We start from the raw sequence: 16,107 nt of genomic DNA, 5'->3' as shown, positions 1-16,107 counted from the left end.
TTTGGGCGCCGGCACATCAGTTGCCGGTCAGCCGCGCCTGCAAACGCCGTTGCACCTGCGCCACCAGTTGCTCCTCGCTACCTCGCCAACCGATGCAGTGCGCCAGGGTGGTGGAGGTATCGGGCAGAAAACGCAGCTCCCCGCCTGCCAGTTCATAGAAGCGGCTCGCCATCCGGGTGCCCTCATTCACATCCCCCGCCACCAATAGCATGGCCTGAGCCAGCACGGCGCCGCCGTGATCCTGACCCGGTGCCAGCCAGCGCTGGGCAGTGCCTGTTACCTTGCGACCCTCGATCACCAGATTGTACTGGCCGTCGCAAAACGAACCGGGCACGAAGTCGTAGCTCCCCTCCAGGCCATGCTCCCCCAGCAGGGCCAGCAGCGGTGCCCCCAGCAGCCGGTAGTAGTGGGCCAGATCCGCAGCGGTGCGGGGCAGCAGCAAGGAGAGGTTGAGGATGCCGGGACCGTGGGGCACGGCGGTGCCGCCGCTGTCGCGCACATGGACAGGCCAGCCTTCCCTCGCAAGTTGCTCGCAGGCGGCTTGATAGCGGGGCAGACGGGTATCTTTGCGGGTGACGATGAGGCACTGGGGGGCCTGCCATAAATGGGCGCGGGGTTGGCCGTCACGGGCACAGTCCCGCAGCCAACCCTGCTCCTCGGTCAAGATCTGATCCGGAGTGTGGCGGGTGGGCAGAGGGGGAAGCAGGGTATAGAGCATGAAGGCGTCCTGGCGCTGAGGCTGCCCAGCACAGTACCCGCGACGGGGGAGGAGGTAAAGCCCCGCACGGCGGGGCTTTACCTGTTTGTTGGCGAGAGAGTCAGGCCTGCGCGGCGGCGCGCTTGGGCAGCAGCAGATTCAGGATGATGGCGGTCAGGCCGCCGGTGGCGACGCCGTAGGAGAGCACGCTCTTGGCCAGCTCGGGCAGGTGTTGCAGCACCTCGGGCACCTGGGCGACCCCCAAGCCCATGGCCAGGGAGACAGCCAGTATCATCAGGGCGCGTCTGTCCAGCTCCTCGCGGGAGATAATGCGCACCCCGGCCGCGGCTATGGTGCCGAACATGACGATGGTGGCGCCGCCAAGCACGGGTTCGGGGATCTGCTGTACCAGGCTGGCCACCGCCGGGAACAGTCCGAGCAGGGCCAGCATGGCGGCGATGAAGAGACCCACATGACGGCTGGCCACTCCGGTCAACTGGATGACGCCATTGTTCTGGCTAAAGGTGGACATGGGGAAGGTGGAGAAGAGCGCCGCCAGCATGGAGTTGCAACCATCGGCCAGCACACCGCCCTTGATGCGGCTCATGTAGAGCGGGCCGCTGACCGGCTCGCCCGAGACATCCGAGGTGGCCGTCATGTCGCCGATGGCTTCGAGCGCCGTCACCACGAAGATGATGGCGAGCGGCACGAACAGTTGCCAGTCAAAGCCGAGCCCATAACGCAGTGGCGCCGGGATCATCAGCAGAGGTCCCTCGAAGACGGGGGGCTGCACCTTGTCCATCAGCAGGGCGACCCCATAGCCGACCAGCATGGCAATCATGATGGCGGAGAGGCGCAGCCAGGGGTTGTGGCTGCGTTGCAGCAGCACAATCAATCCCAGCACCAGCAGGGAGAGGAAGAGGTTGCCGTGGCTGGCAAAACTGCCATCGGCCAGGGCGCCATAGCCACCCCCCATGCTGATGAGGCCGACCTTGATCAGGGTCAGGCCGATGAGCAGCACCACTATGCCGGTCACCAGCGGGGTGATGACCCGGCTCACCAGATGCAGGCAGCGGCTGAGCACCACCATGGTCAGCGCGGCGACCAGCATGGTGCCAAACAGGGTGCCGAGCAGGTCGTCCGTGGGCATGGCAGCCTGCTTGAGGGCCAGCCCGGAGGCGATGATGGGGCCGAGGAAGTTGAAGCTGGTGCCCTGCACCGACAGAAGACCAGAGCCGATGGGGCCAACGCGGCGAGTCTGGATGAAGGAGGCGATGCCGGACATGACCAGGGACATCGACACTATGTAGCGGGTCTCATCGGCGGGCAGGCCAAGGGCGTTGGCGATGATGAGGGGCGGGGTAATGATGGCGACAAACATGGCGAGCATATGCTGCAGGGCGGCGAACAGGGTCTGGGGCAGGGGAGGAACCTCATTGATGCCGTAGACCAGATCCGGGTGGGGGCGCCGCTGTGGCTGGTCGGGAGCGCTCTTGAGAGCAGCCTGTTCCATAGATACCTCGAAATTTGATGGGAGAAGGGGGAGGAAATTTGGCGGCTATTGTAGTGATTGAAAAAGCGAGATCCAGCGGCAATTGGTCATAAACGGGTTTATTTGTCGCGAGGTTGAAACGTTTGCGCGTGACCATTATGATCCGCCGGTTTGCATCTGGGGTGTGAGCGGTAAAACCCGTCGATGTCATGGGTTTTTGCCATATGTAGGCGTAGAATGAGCCCTCTTTCACGACCTGGAGACGCTGGATGTTGAAGCTGTCGGAGTTCTGGAGTGCCCGCGCGCATTCGGAAGATTTCACCCTGACCCGCATGGGATTTATGACGGTCAGGCTGCGGCTGCTTACCTGCCTGTTGATGATCGGCATTCCCGCCTGGGGGCTGGTCGACTGGTTGACCCTGAGTCAGGAGCAATTCAGCCAGCTGCTCAAGGCGCGTGCTTTCTGCCTGCTGGCACTCTCGCCCCTGATCCCGCTCTCCTATCTCATTCACTTTCGCCGGGAGCGCATGAAGCTGGCGCTCGGCTACCTGATGACGGTGATGATGATCTTCTCGCTGTTCTGCCTGGCCAGCTTCGACGCCGGGCAAGAGCTGCAGGCGGGCTACTGGGCCTTCCCCTATCTGTTGATCAGCCTGTTCGCCATCTTTCCGGTCCCTCTCTCGCTCAGTCTGCAGCTGGCGGCCTGCATCATGGTCGCCATGCTGGGGGGCAACTGGTTGCTGCTTGGCCAACCCCTGTGGAGCGCAGCCACCCTGGATCAGCTCTGGCTGCTTACCCTGTTCGCCCTGGCGAGTGCCTGGGTGCAGTGCGGCCAGCTCAACATGCTGCTGCAGCTCTATCGCGAATCCACCAGGGATGAGCTGACTGGCATGATGAACCGGCGGCTGTTGATGAAGCAGCTGGCGCAATCCCGAGCCCGCTTCCTTTACCAGCAAAAACCCTTTGCCCTGCTGCTGCTCGATCTCGATCGCTTCAAGCGCATCAATGACCACTACGGCCATCTGGCGGGGGATGCCGTGCTCAAGGAGGTGGCGGCCTGCCTGGCCGAGCAGCTCGAGACGGGCATGGTGCTGGGGCGTTATGGGGGGGAAGAGTTTGCCGTCCTGCTGCCCGATTGCGGCAGTGGGGAGCAGGCATCGGGGGTTGCCGAGCGGCTGCGCCTGGCGGTCGAGGCGCGCCTCATCAAGAGCCCGACCAGCGATGAGCTGCTCGAGGTGACCGTCAGCATCGGAGTGGCCCTGATGCAGTCCGCCGAATCGGCAGAGAGTCTGCTCAGTCGGGCCGACGAGCGGCTCTATCAGGCCAAGGTGGCGGGTCGCAACTGTGTGGTGGGGGAGCGGGGCTCGCCAGATCGCAGCGTCGCTTGAGCGCGGCTGGCTGCCTCTTTGCCATCAGCAAAACGGGATGCCCCTGGCATCCCGTTGTTCGTCTCAACCCAGCTGGTATTTGCCCGATAGCTGGTGGGCCAGGTATTTGAACATGTTGAACACCGCCATCGTCTTGGGGGTCGGGGTGCCGTCGTCGCTCAGGAAATACTCCCCCTTGAACACCAGCACATCCCCTCGCTGCGCCACGGCGTCGGCGTGCATGCCGTGGATAAACTCGTCATGGTTGCGGATAAGCTCGTTGGCCAGGGTGAGCAGGGCCTCCTGACTCAGGGTCTCTTTTTGTGTGTGCATTGTTTCTCTCCTAACCCGGGGTGGCATCAAGACCCCCCACAAACAAGATGAGCACAGCATACACCCCGGGCCTTGCTCGAACTTTGATTTGCTGCAAACAGAGGTGCACTCACCGGCGCTGATTCAAGCCGCCACCAGGTTGCGCAGCCAGCGGCGGCGCTGTACCCGGCGATGGACCATCAGCACCTTGCTCAACTCCTCGAGCAGCACCACGGCAGCGACCCAGGAGAGAGGCCAGCCGAGCCAGCTGACCGCCAGCCAGGCCAGTGGCAGCCCGATGCACCACATGCCGACGATGTCGATGACGATGCTGTACTTCACGTCGCCCCCGGATCGCAACACCCCGACAATGCCCACCATGTTGAACACCTTGAGCAGCATGCCGAGGCAGAGAATGCCCAGCACCTGACCGGCCTGGGGCAGCAGCTCGGCGGGCAGATTGCCAATCCAGAGCAGCAGGGGGGCTTGCATGAACCAGACGAAGAGACCGACCAGCAAGGCCCCCAATGGCGCCAATACCAGCAGCAGCTGGGATTGCTGCCAGGCGACCTCATACTCCTCGGCACCGAGCCGGTGGCCGAGCAGGGTGGCACAGGCCACCGCCAGTCCGAAGAAGAGGGAGATGAGGATCCCCTCCAGCGCACCCAGGGTGGTCATGATGGCCAGGGAATCGACACCGAGGTGGGCATAGAGGAAGCCATAGAGCAGCATGCCGAAGGCCCAGAGGCCATCGTGCAGCAGCAGTGGCAGGGCGATCAGCACGAAACGGCGCACCTCTTTGCCCGAGAGGGCCAGCAACCAGTCGGGGCTGCGCGGCAGCAGGCGAGCCTCCTTGTGCATCACATAGCCGAGGAGCAGGGCCGTTTGCAGCAGGCGCGACAGCGTGGTGCCCCAGGCCGAGCCTTCGACCCCCATGGCGTCGAAGCCGAAGTGGCCGAAGATGAGGGCGTAGTTGAGCAGCACGTTGGCAAGGATGGCGATGATGCCGATATGGGTGGCGGCAGCGGCATTGCCCACCGAGCGCAGCGCCGCCTCCAGCGGCACCACCAGTGCGGTGCAGAGAATGGTGGCGCCGGTGATCATCAGGTATTGATCCGCCAGGGGGCGCAGCACGGGATCCTGACTGGCAAAGCCAAGCACGCTGCCCGGGGCAAAGGTATAGAGCAGGGCGAAGGGCAGGCTCACCAGCAGGGCGCTGAGCAGAGCCAGGGCCAAGGCGCGGCGCACTCCGCTCAGGTCGTTGCGGCCATAGTATTGCGCCGCCAGCACAGAGACGCCGCCAGAAAGACCGGCGACCACCAGCAGATTGAAGAAGAAGACCCGGTTTCCCAAGCCGACGGCGGCAACCTCAGTCGCCCCCAGCTGGCTCACCATCATGATGTCGATGAGACCCAGCAGGGAGAACATCATGGATTGCAGGGAGACTGGCAGGGCCAGTCGCCACAGTTTGCCCATGAACTCCTTGTCGGTGGTTTGTTTGAAAATCGCTTGCCAATAGTTCATTGCTGTTAACCGGGTCATGGAAACTTAAGGTTGATAGCCGATATCATAAGCGCGGGGCCAGATGTGCCCGCTGTGAATGGCTATCGTCTTTCTTGTTCAAAACTATCTATTACCGATTAACAGGAGGCCAGGTGTTCGAGAGGGAGTGTCTGGAGATAGCGCAGAGTTGCGAGGAGCGGATGCTGGGGCGGGAGGGACTGCCCTTGCTCGGCGAGGCGGGGGTCTTTCTGACCGGTCTGTCGGTGCTGCGCGACCATTACCTTATCCAGCGCAACAGGCCCGCTTTTCATATCTTGCTGCTCAGCCACAGCGAGGGTGGCATGTTGCTGACCGGGCAGGGGGAGACGCCCATCCCGGCCGGGGCCTTGGTCTTTCTACCGGCCGCTCTGCCAGGTGGTCTGCGGCTGGCGGGGGAAAACTGGCACACCAGCTGGATCCTGCTCGATGACGTGCCGCGCTGGCAGCATCTGCACCGGCTTGGCCATCGTTGCTGGGTCAGTCGCGAGGAGGAGTCGCTGCATCATCTATTGCAGCTGATGCACACAGAGGGCAGCCGTTCTGCCCTGCAGCCCCAACTGCTCTCTTTGCTGCTGACGCTGTTGGCCCGGGTGCTGCGCGGCGAGGCGAGGGGCACGCCCCTTGACCGGTTGCAAGGTTTGCAGCGTCTGGTGGAGGGGCGGCTCGATGAGCCCTGGACAGTCCCCCGGCTGGCCAGTCTGATGGCCTGCTCGGCGCCGCACTTGCACCGGCTCTGCCAGCAGGCGTTTGGTATGGGCCCCATGACCTGGTTGACGGGGCTGCGCATGGAGAAGGCGCGCCAGTTGCTGCTCTATACCGATTGGCCGCTCGGCGAGCTGGCCGGTCGGGTCGGTTACAGCGATGGCGCCAACTTTGCGAACCGTTTTCGCCGTGCGACTGGTCAGACCCCCGGTGAGTTTCGCCGGCTCGGTCGCAGACCCGTGGCGACCGGGGTTGCCCAGACGCACACCGATGGCTAAATCCTTTGAAATTGTTGGCCTAAGCCCATAGGATCCAGGGGCCACATCGTCAAGGTACCCAACCATGTTTGAAGATAATAATCAGAAACGTCCTCTCTACATTCCCTACGCCGGCCCCGCTCTATTAGAGACGCCACTGCTTAACAAGGGCAGCGCCTTCACCAGTGAAGAGCGCAGCAACTTCAACCTGGAAGGTCTGCTGCCCCAGAACATCGAAACCATCGAGGAGCAGGTGGAACGTGCCTATCGCCAGTTCATGGCCTTTGGCAACGACATGGACAAGCATATCTACCTGCGCAATATCCAGGATACCAACGAGACCTTGTTCTACCGTCTCATTCGGGATCACCTGACCGAGATCATGCCGATCATCTATACCCCGACCGTGGGCAAGGCATGTGAAGAGTTCTCCAACATCTATCGCCGCGCCCGTGGCCTCTTCATCTCCTACTCCGACAAGGACAGGATCGATGACATGCTGCAAAACGCCACCAAGCAGAACGTCAAGGTCATCGTCGTGACCGATGGCGAGCGCATCCTGGGTCTGGGGGATCAGGGCATAGGCGGTATGGGGATCCCCATCGGCAAGCTCTCTCTCTATACCGCCTGTGGCGGCATCTCCCCGGCCTATACCCTGCCGGTGGTGCTGGATGTGGGTACCAACAACCAGCAACTGCTCAACGATCCCTTCTACATGGGCTGGCGTCATCCGCGCATCTCGGGGGAGGAGTATTACGACTTCGTCGACGCCTTCATTCAGGCGGTCAAACGCCGCTGGCCCGACATCCTGCTCCAGTTCGAAGACTTTGCCCAGAGCAATGCCATGCCGCTGCTCAACCGTTACAAGGATGAGCTGTGCTGCTTCAACGATGATATCCAAGGCACGGCCGCCGTGACCCTGGGCAGCCTGATCGCCGCCTGCAAGGCCTCGGGGGCCAAGCTCTCCGAGAAGCGAGTCGCCTTCCTCGGTGCCGGCAGTGCCGGGTGCGGCATCGCCGAGCAGATAGTGGCACAGATGAAGGCCGAAGGCCTGAGCGATGCGCAGGCCCGTGGCCGGGTATTCATGGTGGACAGATTCGGCCTCATCACCGACAAGATCCCCAACCAGCTCGACTTCCAGCGTCGCCTCTCCCAGCCGGTAGAGCAGATCAAAGAGTGGCCGGTGGGAGACAATATCTCCTTGCTGGAGGTGATGGAGCACGGTCGCCCGGATATCCTGATCGGGGTCTCTGGCCAGCCCGGCCTCTTCACCGAAGAGGTGGTCAAGACCATGCACAAGCACTGTGCTCGCCCCATCATCTTCCCGCTCTCCAACCCCACCTCCCGGGTGGAAGCGACTCCGGCGGATCTCATTCGCTGGACCGACGGCCAGGCGCTGGTGGCCACCGGCAGCCCCTTTGCTCCGGTCGAGTACAAGGGCAAGCGTTATGTCATCGCCCAGTGCAACAACTCCTTCATCTTCCCGGGGATAGGCCTTGGGGTGATTGCGTCGGGAGCCAAGCGGGTGACGGATGCCATGCTGATGTCGGCCAGCCGTGCCCTGGCGGAGTGCTCTCCCATGGTAAAAGGCGAGGATGGCTCACTGTTGCCGGATCTGGCAGATATCCACGAGGTGTCCCGTTACATCGCCAAGATGGTCGCCAAGACCGCCATGCTGCAAGGCAAGGCGGTACAGACCCCGGACGAGGTGATCGACAAGGCCATCGAGGCTAACTTCTGGCGCCCTCTGTATCGACGTTATCGCCGTACCTCCTTCTAACGAAAGAGGCTGAAATAAAGAAGGGATGCCGCGGCATCCCTTCTTTATTTGCACAACGGAGGTGAGGGTTGTCAGGCCTTGGCGGGCTCGCTATCCATGGGCTCAGTGGCGGGCTGAGCATCCACGGGCTGTGGCGTTTGCTCGGTCTGAGTGCCAGTGACCTTGACCTCTACCCGGCGATCCGGTGCCAGGCAGTTGATCAGTTCAGACTTGGGACTGATGCCATCACACTGGCTGCCGGTCACCGGATTGCTCTCACCCAGACCCTGGATGGAGACCTTGTCCGCGGGTAGACCCAGCCCTATCAGGGTATCGGCCACCGTCTGGGCACGGGCTTCGGACAGGGATTGGTTGTAGCCATCGGAACCGAGCCTATCCGTGTAGCCCATGACGGTTACCTGACCATCCTTGGGATTGACCGCCACTATCTGCTGGTAAAGATCTTCCAGTGCACTGCTGCCTTCGGCCCTGAGGGCTGATTTGTTGAACTCGAACAAGACATCGGAGCTCAGGGAGAAGCTCTTGTCGACCATGACGGGGGCGACGGCGGCGACCATGGGGGCGGCTACCGGCGCCACATAGGTATGGCGATTCGGATGAAATACCAGCTCCAGGGTCGCGACGCTCACGTCGGTGACCCAGCGATCCGTGCCGCTGCCCAGCTTGCCATTGTCGGGGTCATCGCCGACCCGGAACATATAGCGGTAGCGGGCCTGAAGGTCGAGCCAGTCGGTCAACTGAGCCCCCATGCCCAGTCCCAGCAGAGGGGCATAGTCATTGTCCGAGCCATTGATGGTATCAACCTGATAGATATAGGCCCCTCCCTCGGCAAAGAGAGAGAAGATATCCCCAAGGGGCAGGCGACCTATGGCTGACAGGGTCGCGCCCTGGCTGCTGAACTGTTCATTATCGACGCTCCAGTCACCCGTGTTGAGGTAACCCAGCTCGGCGCCAAAGTTTTCGGTAAAGTTGTAGCCGGCGAACAGGCTCCAGGCGGTGTCATTTTTGTCGACGTCATCGCCAAGATCGTCCAGATCATGACCAATGGCGACACCGCCACCGCCACCGAGATACCAGTCATTGGCCTGAGCTGGAAGGCTTGCAGCTGATGCGAATGCCACAGCAATCAGTGCAGATAACAGGCTTGGTTTCATCGCTTATCCTCTTTTTTGTTGTGCAAGAGTTGTTACGCACCATCTAGTTATAGCCATCGTCCATGATTTTGCTTGGCTGAACACAGACTTAGAGTGTCTGGGCTGTGAGCGGGATCCCAAGAAAGCGGCGGTGGCAAACCCTAAAGTGCGGTTGGGTCATATACGGCATGAGTGGTTTCAATTGAATGCTAAATATAAACGAAAAGAGGAGGCCATGGCCTCCTCTTTTCATCAACGGTATTTAGCCTGCTAGCAGGGCTTCACACTGTCATCATTACTGCTGCTGCACTTCCTGTACGCCGGTCACACGCACTTCGACGCGGCGATCCGGTGCCAGGCAGGCAATCAGCTGAGCCTTGGCGTGGATGCCGTCGCACTGATTGCCAGTCACTGGGTTGGCTTCGCCTTGCCCTTCGATGGCAACCTTGCCAGCGGGGAGACCCTTGCCAACCAGGAAGTCGGCCACGGTGCGGGCACGGGCTTCTGACAGCTTCTGGTTATAGGCGTCGGAACCGATACGGTCGGTGTAACCGACGACCACGGCGCTGCCATCTTTCGGCTGAACGTCAACGATCTGCTGATACAGACCGTTCAGGGCATCGACCCCTTCCGGCTTGAGGCTGGATTTGCCAAAGGCAAACAGCACGTCAGAGCTCATGGCGAAGTTCTTCTCGACGATGACCGGCTCGGGCTCGGCCACCACTGGCGCGGCGACCGGGGCCACATAGGAGGTGCGATTCGGGTGCAGAACCAGTTCCAGCGTGGCCACACTCATGTCGGTCTCCCAGATCATGTTGTTGCCAGTCTTGTTCTCGTCACCCACGTCCCACATGTAGCGGTAGCGAGCTTGCACGTCGATCAGATCAGACAGCTTGGCCGTCAGGCCAACACCCGCCAGCGGGGCTATGCCGTTGTCGCCGTCGTTGTTGCCTTTAGCGTGGAACACGTAGGCACCACCTTCAGCGAATACGGAGAAGATGTCGCCCAAAGGCAGGCGGCCGATCCCGGACAGGGTTGCGCCCTGAGTGGAGAAATCCACGCCATTGATGCCCGCTTTACCGGCATAGAGGTAGCCAGCTTCGGCACCGAAGTTTTCGGTGAAGTTATAACCACCGAACAGACTCAGTGCGGTGGCATCCTTGTCTACATCGGCATTCTTGCCAAAGTCTTCCAGGTCATGGGTATAGGCCCAGCCGGCGGCGATACCGGTGTACCAGTCGTTATCAGCAGCCTGGGCTGCGGTGCTGCCTGCGGCCGCAAGGGCCAGGGCAATCAGGGTCGGTGCCACTTTCATTTTCATCGTTATATCCTCGTTGAGTTTGCCGCGTCATTGGCGAGCACTCTTAGTCATATGCAACGCATCCGGGAACCCGGATGGCATATCTCCGTGCTGTAGCACGGGCAGTATGAATGAATATGAAGGACTCTTGGCTACTCACGGCCGTAACGGCTTCCGTGGACAACTAACCGGTAGAGGCGCTTTTAATAATTCATCCAATACCTTACAAGCGTGATAACTGTATTCTTTTGGCTCACGTTGATCAAGTTACTGAACGAATATGCAGCATTTTGAGGGGAGCAGGCTGGCTGAGGAGATAAATGCGGGGGAGGGGTCGGACAGGGGTTGTCGTCAGGGTGTCAGATAAACGAAAGGGGATGCGATGCATCCCCTTCTTGCAGTCAGAATCTCGGAGAGATTACTGCTGAACTTCTTGCACGCCAGCAACGCGGACTTCAACACGACGGTCCGGGGCCAGGCAAGTGATCAGGTCAGCTTTAGCTTTGATACCGTCACACTGGTTGCCAGTGACCGGGTTGGCTTCGCCTTGACCTTCGATGGACACTTTACCAGCGGCCATGCCTTTACCGACCAGGAAGTCAGCTACGGTACGAGCACGAGCTTCGGACAGCTTCTGGTTGAAAGCGTCGGAACCGATGCGGTCGGAGTAACCAACAACTACGGCGCTACCGTCTTTCGGCTGAGCGTCGATGATTTGCTGGTACAGACCGTTCAGTGCATCAACACCTTCAGGCTTCAGAGTGGATTTGCCGAAGGCAAACAGCACGTCGGAGCTCATGGTGAAGTTCTTCTCAACGACGACCGGAGCAGGCGCTTCTTCAACAACAGGAGCGGCAACCGGCTCAACGTAGGAAGTACGGAACGGGTGGTAAACCACTTCCATAGTCGCAACGCTCTGGTTGGACTTGTAGTTGTCATCAGAGGTGTTGTAGGCAGCAGTGGACAGGTCAGAGACGTTCCACATGTAGCGATAACGAGCCTGCAGATCCAGGGCGTCGTTCAGCTTGTAGGTCAGACCCAGGCCAGCCAGCGGGGAAACGCGAGTATCGCCAGTTTCCAGACCGTCGGTGTGAGCCCAGTAGGCGCCGCCTTCAGCGAAGATGGACAGGTCCTTGGCAACCGGCAGACGAGCGATACCAGACAGGGTGGCACCCTGGTTCTCGTAACGGGAGCCTTCGGTGTTACCACGGCCAGCGTACTGGTAGCCCAGTTCGGTACCGAAGTTCTCGGTGAAGTTGTAACCAACGAAAGCGTTAGCAGCGGCTGCATCTTCGGTGCCATCGTCAACACCGTTGACGTTGTTCAGACCGTTGAAGTGAGCAGCACCAACACCGGCACCGAAGTAGATATCGTCAGCGGCGTTAGCAGCAGTAGCACCCAGAGTAGCCATGGCGATGGCAATCAGGGAAGGGGCCATTTTCATCATAAATATATCCTCGTTGAGATGGCACGTTGATCACGTGCTTCGCACTTTTTGATTTATGTAAGCTGCAGGCTCTGCCAACGATGGCAAGGAGTCTGACAGGGATCCCGTGTTAACCGGGATCTCTCTCATCCATGAAGAGGGGGTCTGTGTTTGCACACTTTTCACCCACCAAAAAAGGGTGTCAATCCGATGACGATGCGCACTGTATTCCCATTTCAAACCATGATCAAGTTCACAAAAGAGACCTGAGCCAATTTGTGTCGCTGCCGCAAGCTGGGGTTCAGCATTGTAGTTCAGTGGTCTAAGTAGGTCCTATGCAACCGCTTTTCAAGCTTCATATAGACCTCAACCCAGTCTGGTTGCGGGGTGGCGATGTCCTGGCGTGCCGCCAGCACGGCGAGCAAATCTTGTTCGGTAGCCGAATCGAGCAGGGGAGTGAAACTGAGTAAAAAATGTTTGGCCAGATAGGGATCGAGAGGCCAGATATTGAGGATGGCGCGCGCGACAGGTTGCACGGCGGCGGGGCAGATGAAGTGGCGATGACCGGCTTCGAGCCAGAGGCCCATCTCCCGCAGACCCGATTCGGGGACCAGCTGGCCTTGCCCGGGCTCCTGGGCCAGTTGAATATGCTGTCCATTATGGAGGGTGAGAGTGCCGTCATCTTGCAAGACGCCGTCATGGCCACGCAGTGCCAACCCGGCTTGTTCCTGGGCCAGATAGAGGCTGATGCGCTCAGGCAGGGCCGGGAGTATCTCGGTGGCCAGCGCCATCATGGCTTCAGGTAACAAGAAGGCTTCCGCTCGATAATGCTGGCCTTGTTGCAGTTGCAGGGCGAGATCCTGCGGGACGGGGCTCGGATGCAGACGGGATATTATTCCAGGAAACGCCATTTTTGTTACTCGTTATAGATGGTCAATCGATTATACGGAGGATTCAACGGGCCTCCATAAAGGTTTCTCTTCGAGACTGTTTACCTTGAGCGATTGAGCGATTACCATCCCCGAGGTTTTTAAGGGTTGTCGCCAAAAGGCGTTTACAAGATAGAGGCTCGACCATAACGAGTCCGTTCAAAACTGATACACTTGACTACGAGTCGTCGCGAAAAATAAGGCGGAGTCAATCCGCCATACGGAGTATGGAACCATTATGAATTCAAACATTGACACTGTTGGCAAGAAGATCCGCCAGATCCGCGAAGCCGTCGGCCTGAGCCGTCCCAAGTTTGCCGATCTGCTGGGTGTTCCCCCCACCACCCTGAAAAACTACGAACTCGGCTACCGTGAAGTCGGTGGCGCCTTCCTGGTTGCCCTGGCCCATCACCCGGAACTGCACAAGTTCACTCTCTGGCTGCTCGCCGACAAGAAAGTCGCCGAGATTGGTCAGATAGGTCCGGACGATCTAGCCAAAGGCTGAGCCTGAGATTGCGCCCATGAAAATGCCGCCCAAGGGCGGCATTTTTTTATCTTTTTTCCCCGCCAGCACGCTGCAACTTCTCTCTCCCTGTCGCCCCATTCGCGCAGTTTGTCGCAGGATCGCCATCCCCTGATTTCCCCCTAGAATTCCAGTAACGCAACATCAGGGTGAGAGATGAGCATGACAAGCACTCAGGTTCGAGATGGCTTTACCAGCAAGTTTGGCGTGCTGGCCGCGACGCTGGGTTCGGCGGTCGGCCTTGGCAATATCTGGAAATTTCCCTACCTAACGGGGGAAAATGGTGGGGCCAGTTTCCTGCTGGTCTACCTGATTGCCACCTTGCTGGTCGGTTTGCCGGTGATGATCACCGAGATGATGCTGGGTCGCAGGGGAAAAGCCGATGCGGTCAGCACCCTGATCAAGCTGGCACCCAAGGGACAGGCCTGGTGGCTGGTTGCCCTGATGGGGGTGGGGGCCGCCTTCCTTATCATGTCTTTTTACTCCGAGGTCGCGGCCTGGGTGTTTGCCTATATCTTCAAGGGGATTGGCGGCACCATCCTCTCTACGGATCCTGCCGTGACGGGGGCCGCCTTCAATGCACTCATCAGGGATCCGTTGCAGAGCCTGCTCTGGCAGTGGCTGGTATTGGCGCTGATGGGGGGCATATTGCTGATGGGGGTCTCAAGGGGCATAGAGGCGGTGACCAAGAAGTTGATGCCGCTGTTATTCATCCTGTTGCTGGTGATAGGGGCTCGCAGCCTGACGCTGCCCGGGGCGAGGGAGGGATTGATTTTCTTGTTTTCACCGGATTTTTCCAAATTAAGTGCCGGGGTGGTGCTCACCGCCATGGGCTTGGCGTTTTTCAAGCTATCCATTGGCATGGGCTGCATGATGACTTACGGCAGCTATTTTCGGGACGATCAGCACATACCTGCGACGGCATGTCGAGTGATGTGCGCCGATCTCTTCGTCTCCATGCTGGCGGGGATAGCCATCTTCCCGGCGGTATTTGCCTTTGGATTTGAGCCAAGTGCAGGCCCCGCTCTGCTGTTCATTACCATCCCTGCGGTGTTTGCCAGCATCCCCTTTGGTCAGGTATTCATGGTGCTCTTCTTCGTACTCAGTGCCATCGCGGCCACCGGGGCCATGCTCTCCATCCTGGAGGTGCCGGTCTCCGTGTTGTCGGAGCGATTTGGCCTGAGCCGCCCCAGAGCCACCCTCATCAATCTGCTGCTCCTGGCCTTGATTGGGTCGAGCTGTGCGCTCTCCAACAGCACCCTGGCCGGGGTGACTGTGGCGGGCAAGAACTTCTTCGATCTGTTCGACTTTATCTCCTCCAATGTGTTGATGCCGCTCGGTGGCATTCTGCTCTGCCTGTTCGTGGGCTGGGTATGGGGATTCGAGCGGATGAAGGAGGCGTTGACCAATGGCGGGACCCTGCACTTAAGGATCCTCAAACCCCTGTTTTTCGTGGTGCGTTATGTGTCGCCCCTCTTGATCCTGATCGTCATGCTCAAAGGATTGGGGCTCTTCTAGGCCGGGAGGCCGCCGTGAAAAGAGCGCCTCGGGGCGCTCTTTCTATTTATCGGAGATGGAGGCTTAGAGCGAGGGCTCGGGGGCGGTAGCGAGCAGGCCGAGCCGGGTCAGCTCCTCTTTGAGCTGATGGGCGTTACGCTCGACGCAGGCCTCGCCTTCCTCAATGGCTTCTCCTGCCCGGTGAAAATCCATGATGGAGAGATTGCCAAGGCGGGGGCAGAGCTGGATCTCCGGCGGATCCCCCGCCATGCGCGCCCGGGTGATCCGCTCCTGCATGATATTGAGGGTGCTGCTCATCACATTCCACATACCGGGCGGCGTCGGGTTGCCGTTGCCACCCCGGTTGAACCACTGACCGAACAGTCCGCTCTGGGGCTCGACCACCTCATCCGGCTCATGACTCCAGGGCTGGTGCAGATCGGTGTTGAGGTTGACGGCGATCACCACCTCGGCCCCCATGGCGCGGGCCAGCGAGATGGGCACGGGATTGACCACGGCGCCATCGACCAGCCACTGGTCATTGAGCAAGGTGGGCGTCAGCAGGCCTGGCATGCCACAGGAGGCGCGTACACACTGGCGCAAGGGCCCCTCTTTGAGCCAGATCTCGCGGCCGGTATCGAGTTCGGTGGCGATGCAGGAAAATGGCATGGGCAGGTCTTCTATGTTGGGCTCCCCCAGGTGGCCACCGGCGATGCCAAATACTTTCTCGCCGCGAAACAGGCCGCCAGAGAGGGCGGGATCCAGCATGCTGACCACCTGCAACCGGGTAAAGCCACGCACCCACTCCTCCAGGTTGTCGAGGGCACCTGCCGCGTAGGCGGCACCGACGAAGCTGCCAATGGAACAACCGGCCACCAGATCGGGTTTGACCCCAAGCCGCTCCAGGCCCCGTATTATACCTATGTGCGACCAGCCTTTGGCGGCGCCGCTGCCAAGGGCGAGTCCCAGTCTGGGTCTTCGTGCCACTGTGTTACTCCTTGATGATGGTGAATTGCCGCATGAGGGACCGGGCAAGAGGTGCATTCGGGAGGCGGGGCGGTTAATGCTTGTGCTGCGCCTGTTACCTTTTGTCACACTTATACATAGTCACGGCAAGAACTGGGGCTAGAATGGCCCTCTATTGTGAAAT

General features: G+C 60.0%; 14 protein-coding genes. 5 read left to right on the top strand and 9 right to left on the bottom strand.

Translation table 11 applies throughout. From position 1 onward, the window contains the following. Positions 1–16 precede the first annotated feature (16 nt). Entirely contained in the window at positions 17–718 is a 702-nt protein-coding gene (locus tag KYK33_RS14340) for a lipoyl protein ligase domain-containing protein (protein ID WP_224430973.1), read from the bottom strand. Between the two features lie 100 nt (positions 719–818). After that, positions 819–2,210, bottom strand: a complete 1,392-nt coding sequence (locus tag KYK33_RS14335; RefSeq protein ID WP_224430972.1) for a nucleobase:cation symporter-2 family protein — start codon at positions 2,208–2,210, stop codon at positions 819–821. Positions 2,211–2,458: 248 nt separating this feature from the next. Here KYK33_RS14335 and KYK33_RS14330 point away from each other — a divergent pair, with 248 nt between their 5' ends. Further along, a complete protein-coding gene (locus tag KYK33_RS14330; protein ID WP_224430971.1) occupies positions 2,459–3,577 on the top strand; it encodes a GGDEF domain-containing protein in 1,119 nt (372 codons plus the stop codon). Between the two features lie 63 nt (positions 3,578–3,640). Here KYK33_RS14330 and KYK33_RS14325 read toward each other — a convergent pair whose 3' ends face one another. Beyond that, entirely contained in the window at positions 3,641–3,889 is a 249-nt protein-coding gene (locus tag KYK33_RS14325) for a DUF2498 family protein (RefSeq protein ID WP_224430970.1), read from the bottom strand. Between the two features lie 123 nt (positions 3,890–4,012). Continuing rightward, complete coding sequence (locus KYK33_RS14320; protein WP_224430969.1) at positions 4,013–5,392, bottom strand: MATE family efflux transporter; 1,380 nt, start codon at positions 5,390–5,392, stop codon at positions 4,013–4,015. A gap of 179 nt (positions 5,393–5,571) precedes the next feature. On the opposite strand from KYK33_RS14320, the gene KYK33_RS14315 reads away from it, so the two are divergent. Both KYK33_RS14315 and KYK33_RS14310 read left to right on the top strand, forming a co-directional pair. Next, complete coding sequence (locus KYK33_RS14315) at positions 5,572–6,390, top strand: AraC family transcriptional regulator (RefSeq protein WP_042040993.1); 819 nt, start codon at positions 5,572–5,574, stop codon at positions 6,388–6,390. A 64-nt stretch (positions 6,391–6,454) separates the two neighbouring features. Next, positions 6,455–8,149 carry an NAD-dependent malic enzyme gene (locus tag KYK33_RS14310; protein WP_042040664.1) on the top strand — a complete coding sequence of 565 codons (1,695 nt, stop codon included), beginning with the start codon at positions 6,455–6,457 and terminating at the stop codon, positions 8,147–8,149. Positions 8,150–8,220: 71 nt separating this feature from the next. Here the strand turns inward: KYK33_RS14310 and KYK33_RS14305 are convergent, their stop codons facing one another. From KYK33_RS14305 to KYK33_RS14290, 4 genes are all read right to left on the bottom strand, one after another. Then, a complete protein-coding gene (locus tag KYK33_RS14305; RefSeq protein WP_224430968.1) occupies positions 8,221–9,303 on the bottom strand; it encodes an OmpA family protein in 1,083 nt (360 codons plus the stop codon). A 274-nt stretch (positions 9,304–9,577) separates the two neighbouring features. Beyond that, positions 9,578–10,603 carry a porin OmpA gene (gene ompA / locus KYK33_RS14300; protein WP_042040660.1) on the bottom strand — a complete coding sequence of 342 codons (1,026 nt, stop codon included), beginning with the start codon at positions 10,601–10,603 and terminating at the stop codon, positions 9,578–9,580. Positions 10,604–11,000: 397 nt separating this feature from the next. Continuing rightward, positions 11,001–12,029, bottom strand: a complete 1,029-nt coding sequence (gene ompA, locus KYK33_RS14295; protein ID WP_042040659.1) for a porin OmpA — start codon at positions 12,027–12,029, stop codon at positions 11,001–11,003. 293 nt (positions 12,030–12,322) lie between these two features. Continuing rightward, a complete protein-coding gene (locus KYK33_RS14290) occupies positions 12,323–12,919 on the bottom strand; it encodes a hypothetical protein (protein WP_224430967.1) in 597 nt (198 codons plus the stop codon). A gap of 256 nt (positions 12,920–13,175) precedes the next feature. Between KYK33_RS14290 and KYK33_RS14285 the strand changes: the two genes are divergently transcribed. Both KYK33_RS14285 and KYK33_RS14280 read left to right on the top strand, forming a co-directional pair. Further along, the gene (locus KYK33_RS14285) at positions 13,176–13,442 is read left to right on the top strand and encodes a helix-turn-helix domain-containing protein (RefSeq protein ID WP_042040657.1); all 267 of its coding nucleotides are present in this window, start codon (positions 13,176–13,178) and stop codon (positions 13,440–13,442) included. A 174-nt stretch (positions 13,443–13,616) separates the two neighbouring features. Continuing rightward, positions 13,617–14,978 (top strand): sodium-dependent transporter, encoded by a 1,362-nt coding sequence (locus tag KYK33_RS14280; protein WP_042040656.1) that lies wholly within the window; start codon positions 13,617–13,619, stop codon positions 14,976–14,978. A gap of 63 nt (positions 14,979–15,041) precedes the next feature. Here KYK33_RS14280 and rssA read toward each other — a convergent pair whose 3' ends face one another. Beyond that, positions 15,042–15,944, bottom strand: a complete 903-nt coding sequence (gene rssA, locus KYK33_RS14275; protein WP_224430966.1) for a patatin-like phospholipase RssA — start codon at positions 15,942–15,944, stop codon at positions 15,042–15,044. Positions 15,945–16,107 lie beyond the last annotated feature (163 nt).

This window comes from Aeromonas rivuli, from assembly GCF_020149575.1.
Lineage (GTDB): Bacteria > Pseudomonadota > Gammaproteobacteria > Enterobacterales > Aeromonadaceae > Aeromonas > Aeromonas rivuli.
This window is presented reverse-complemented; position numbering and strand designations above follow the sequence as displayed.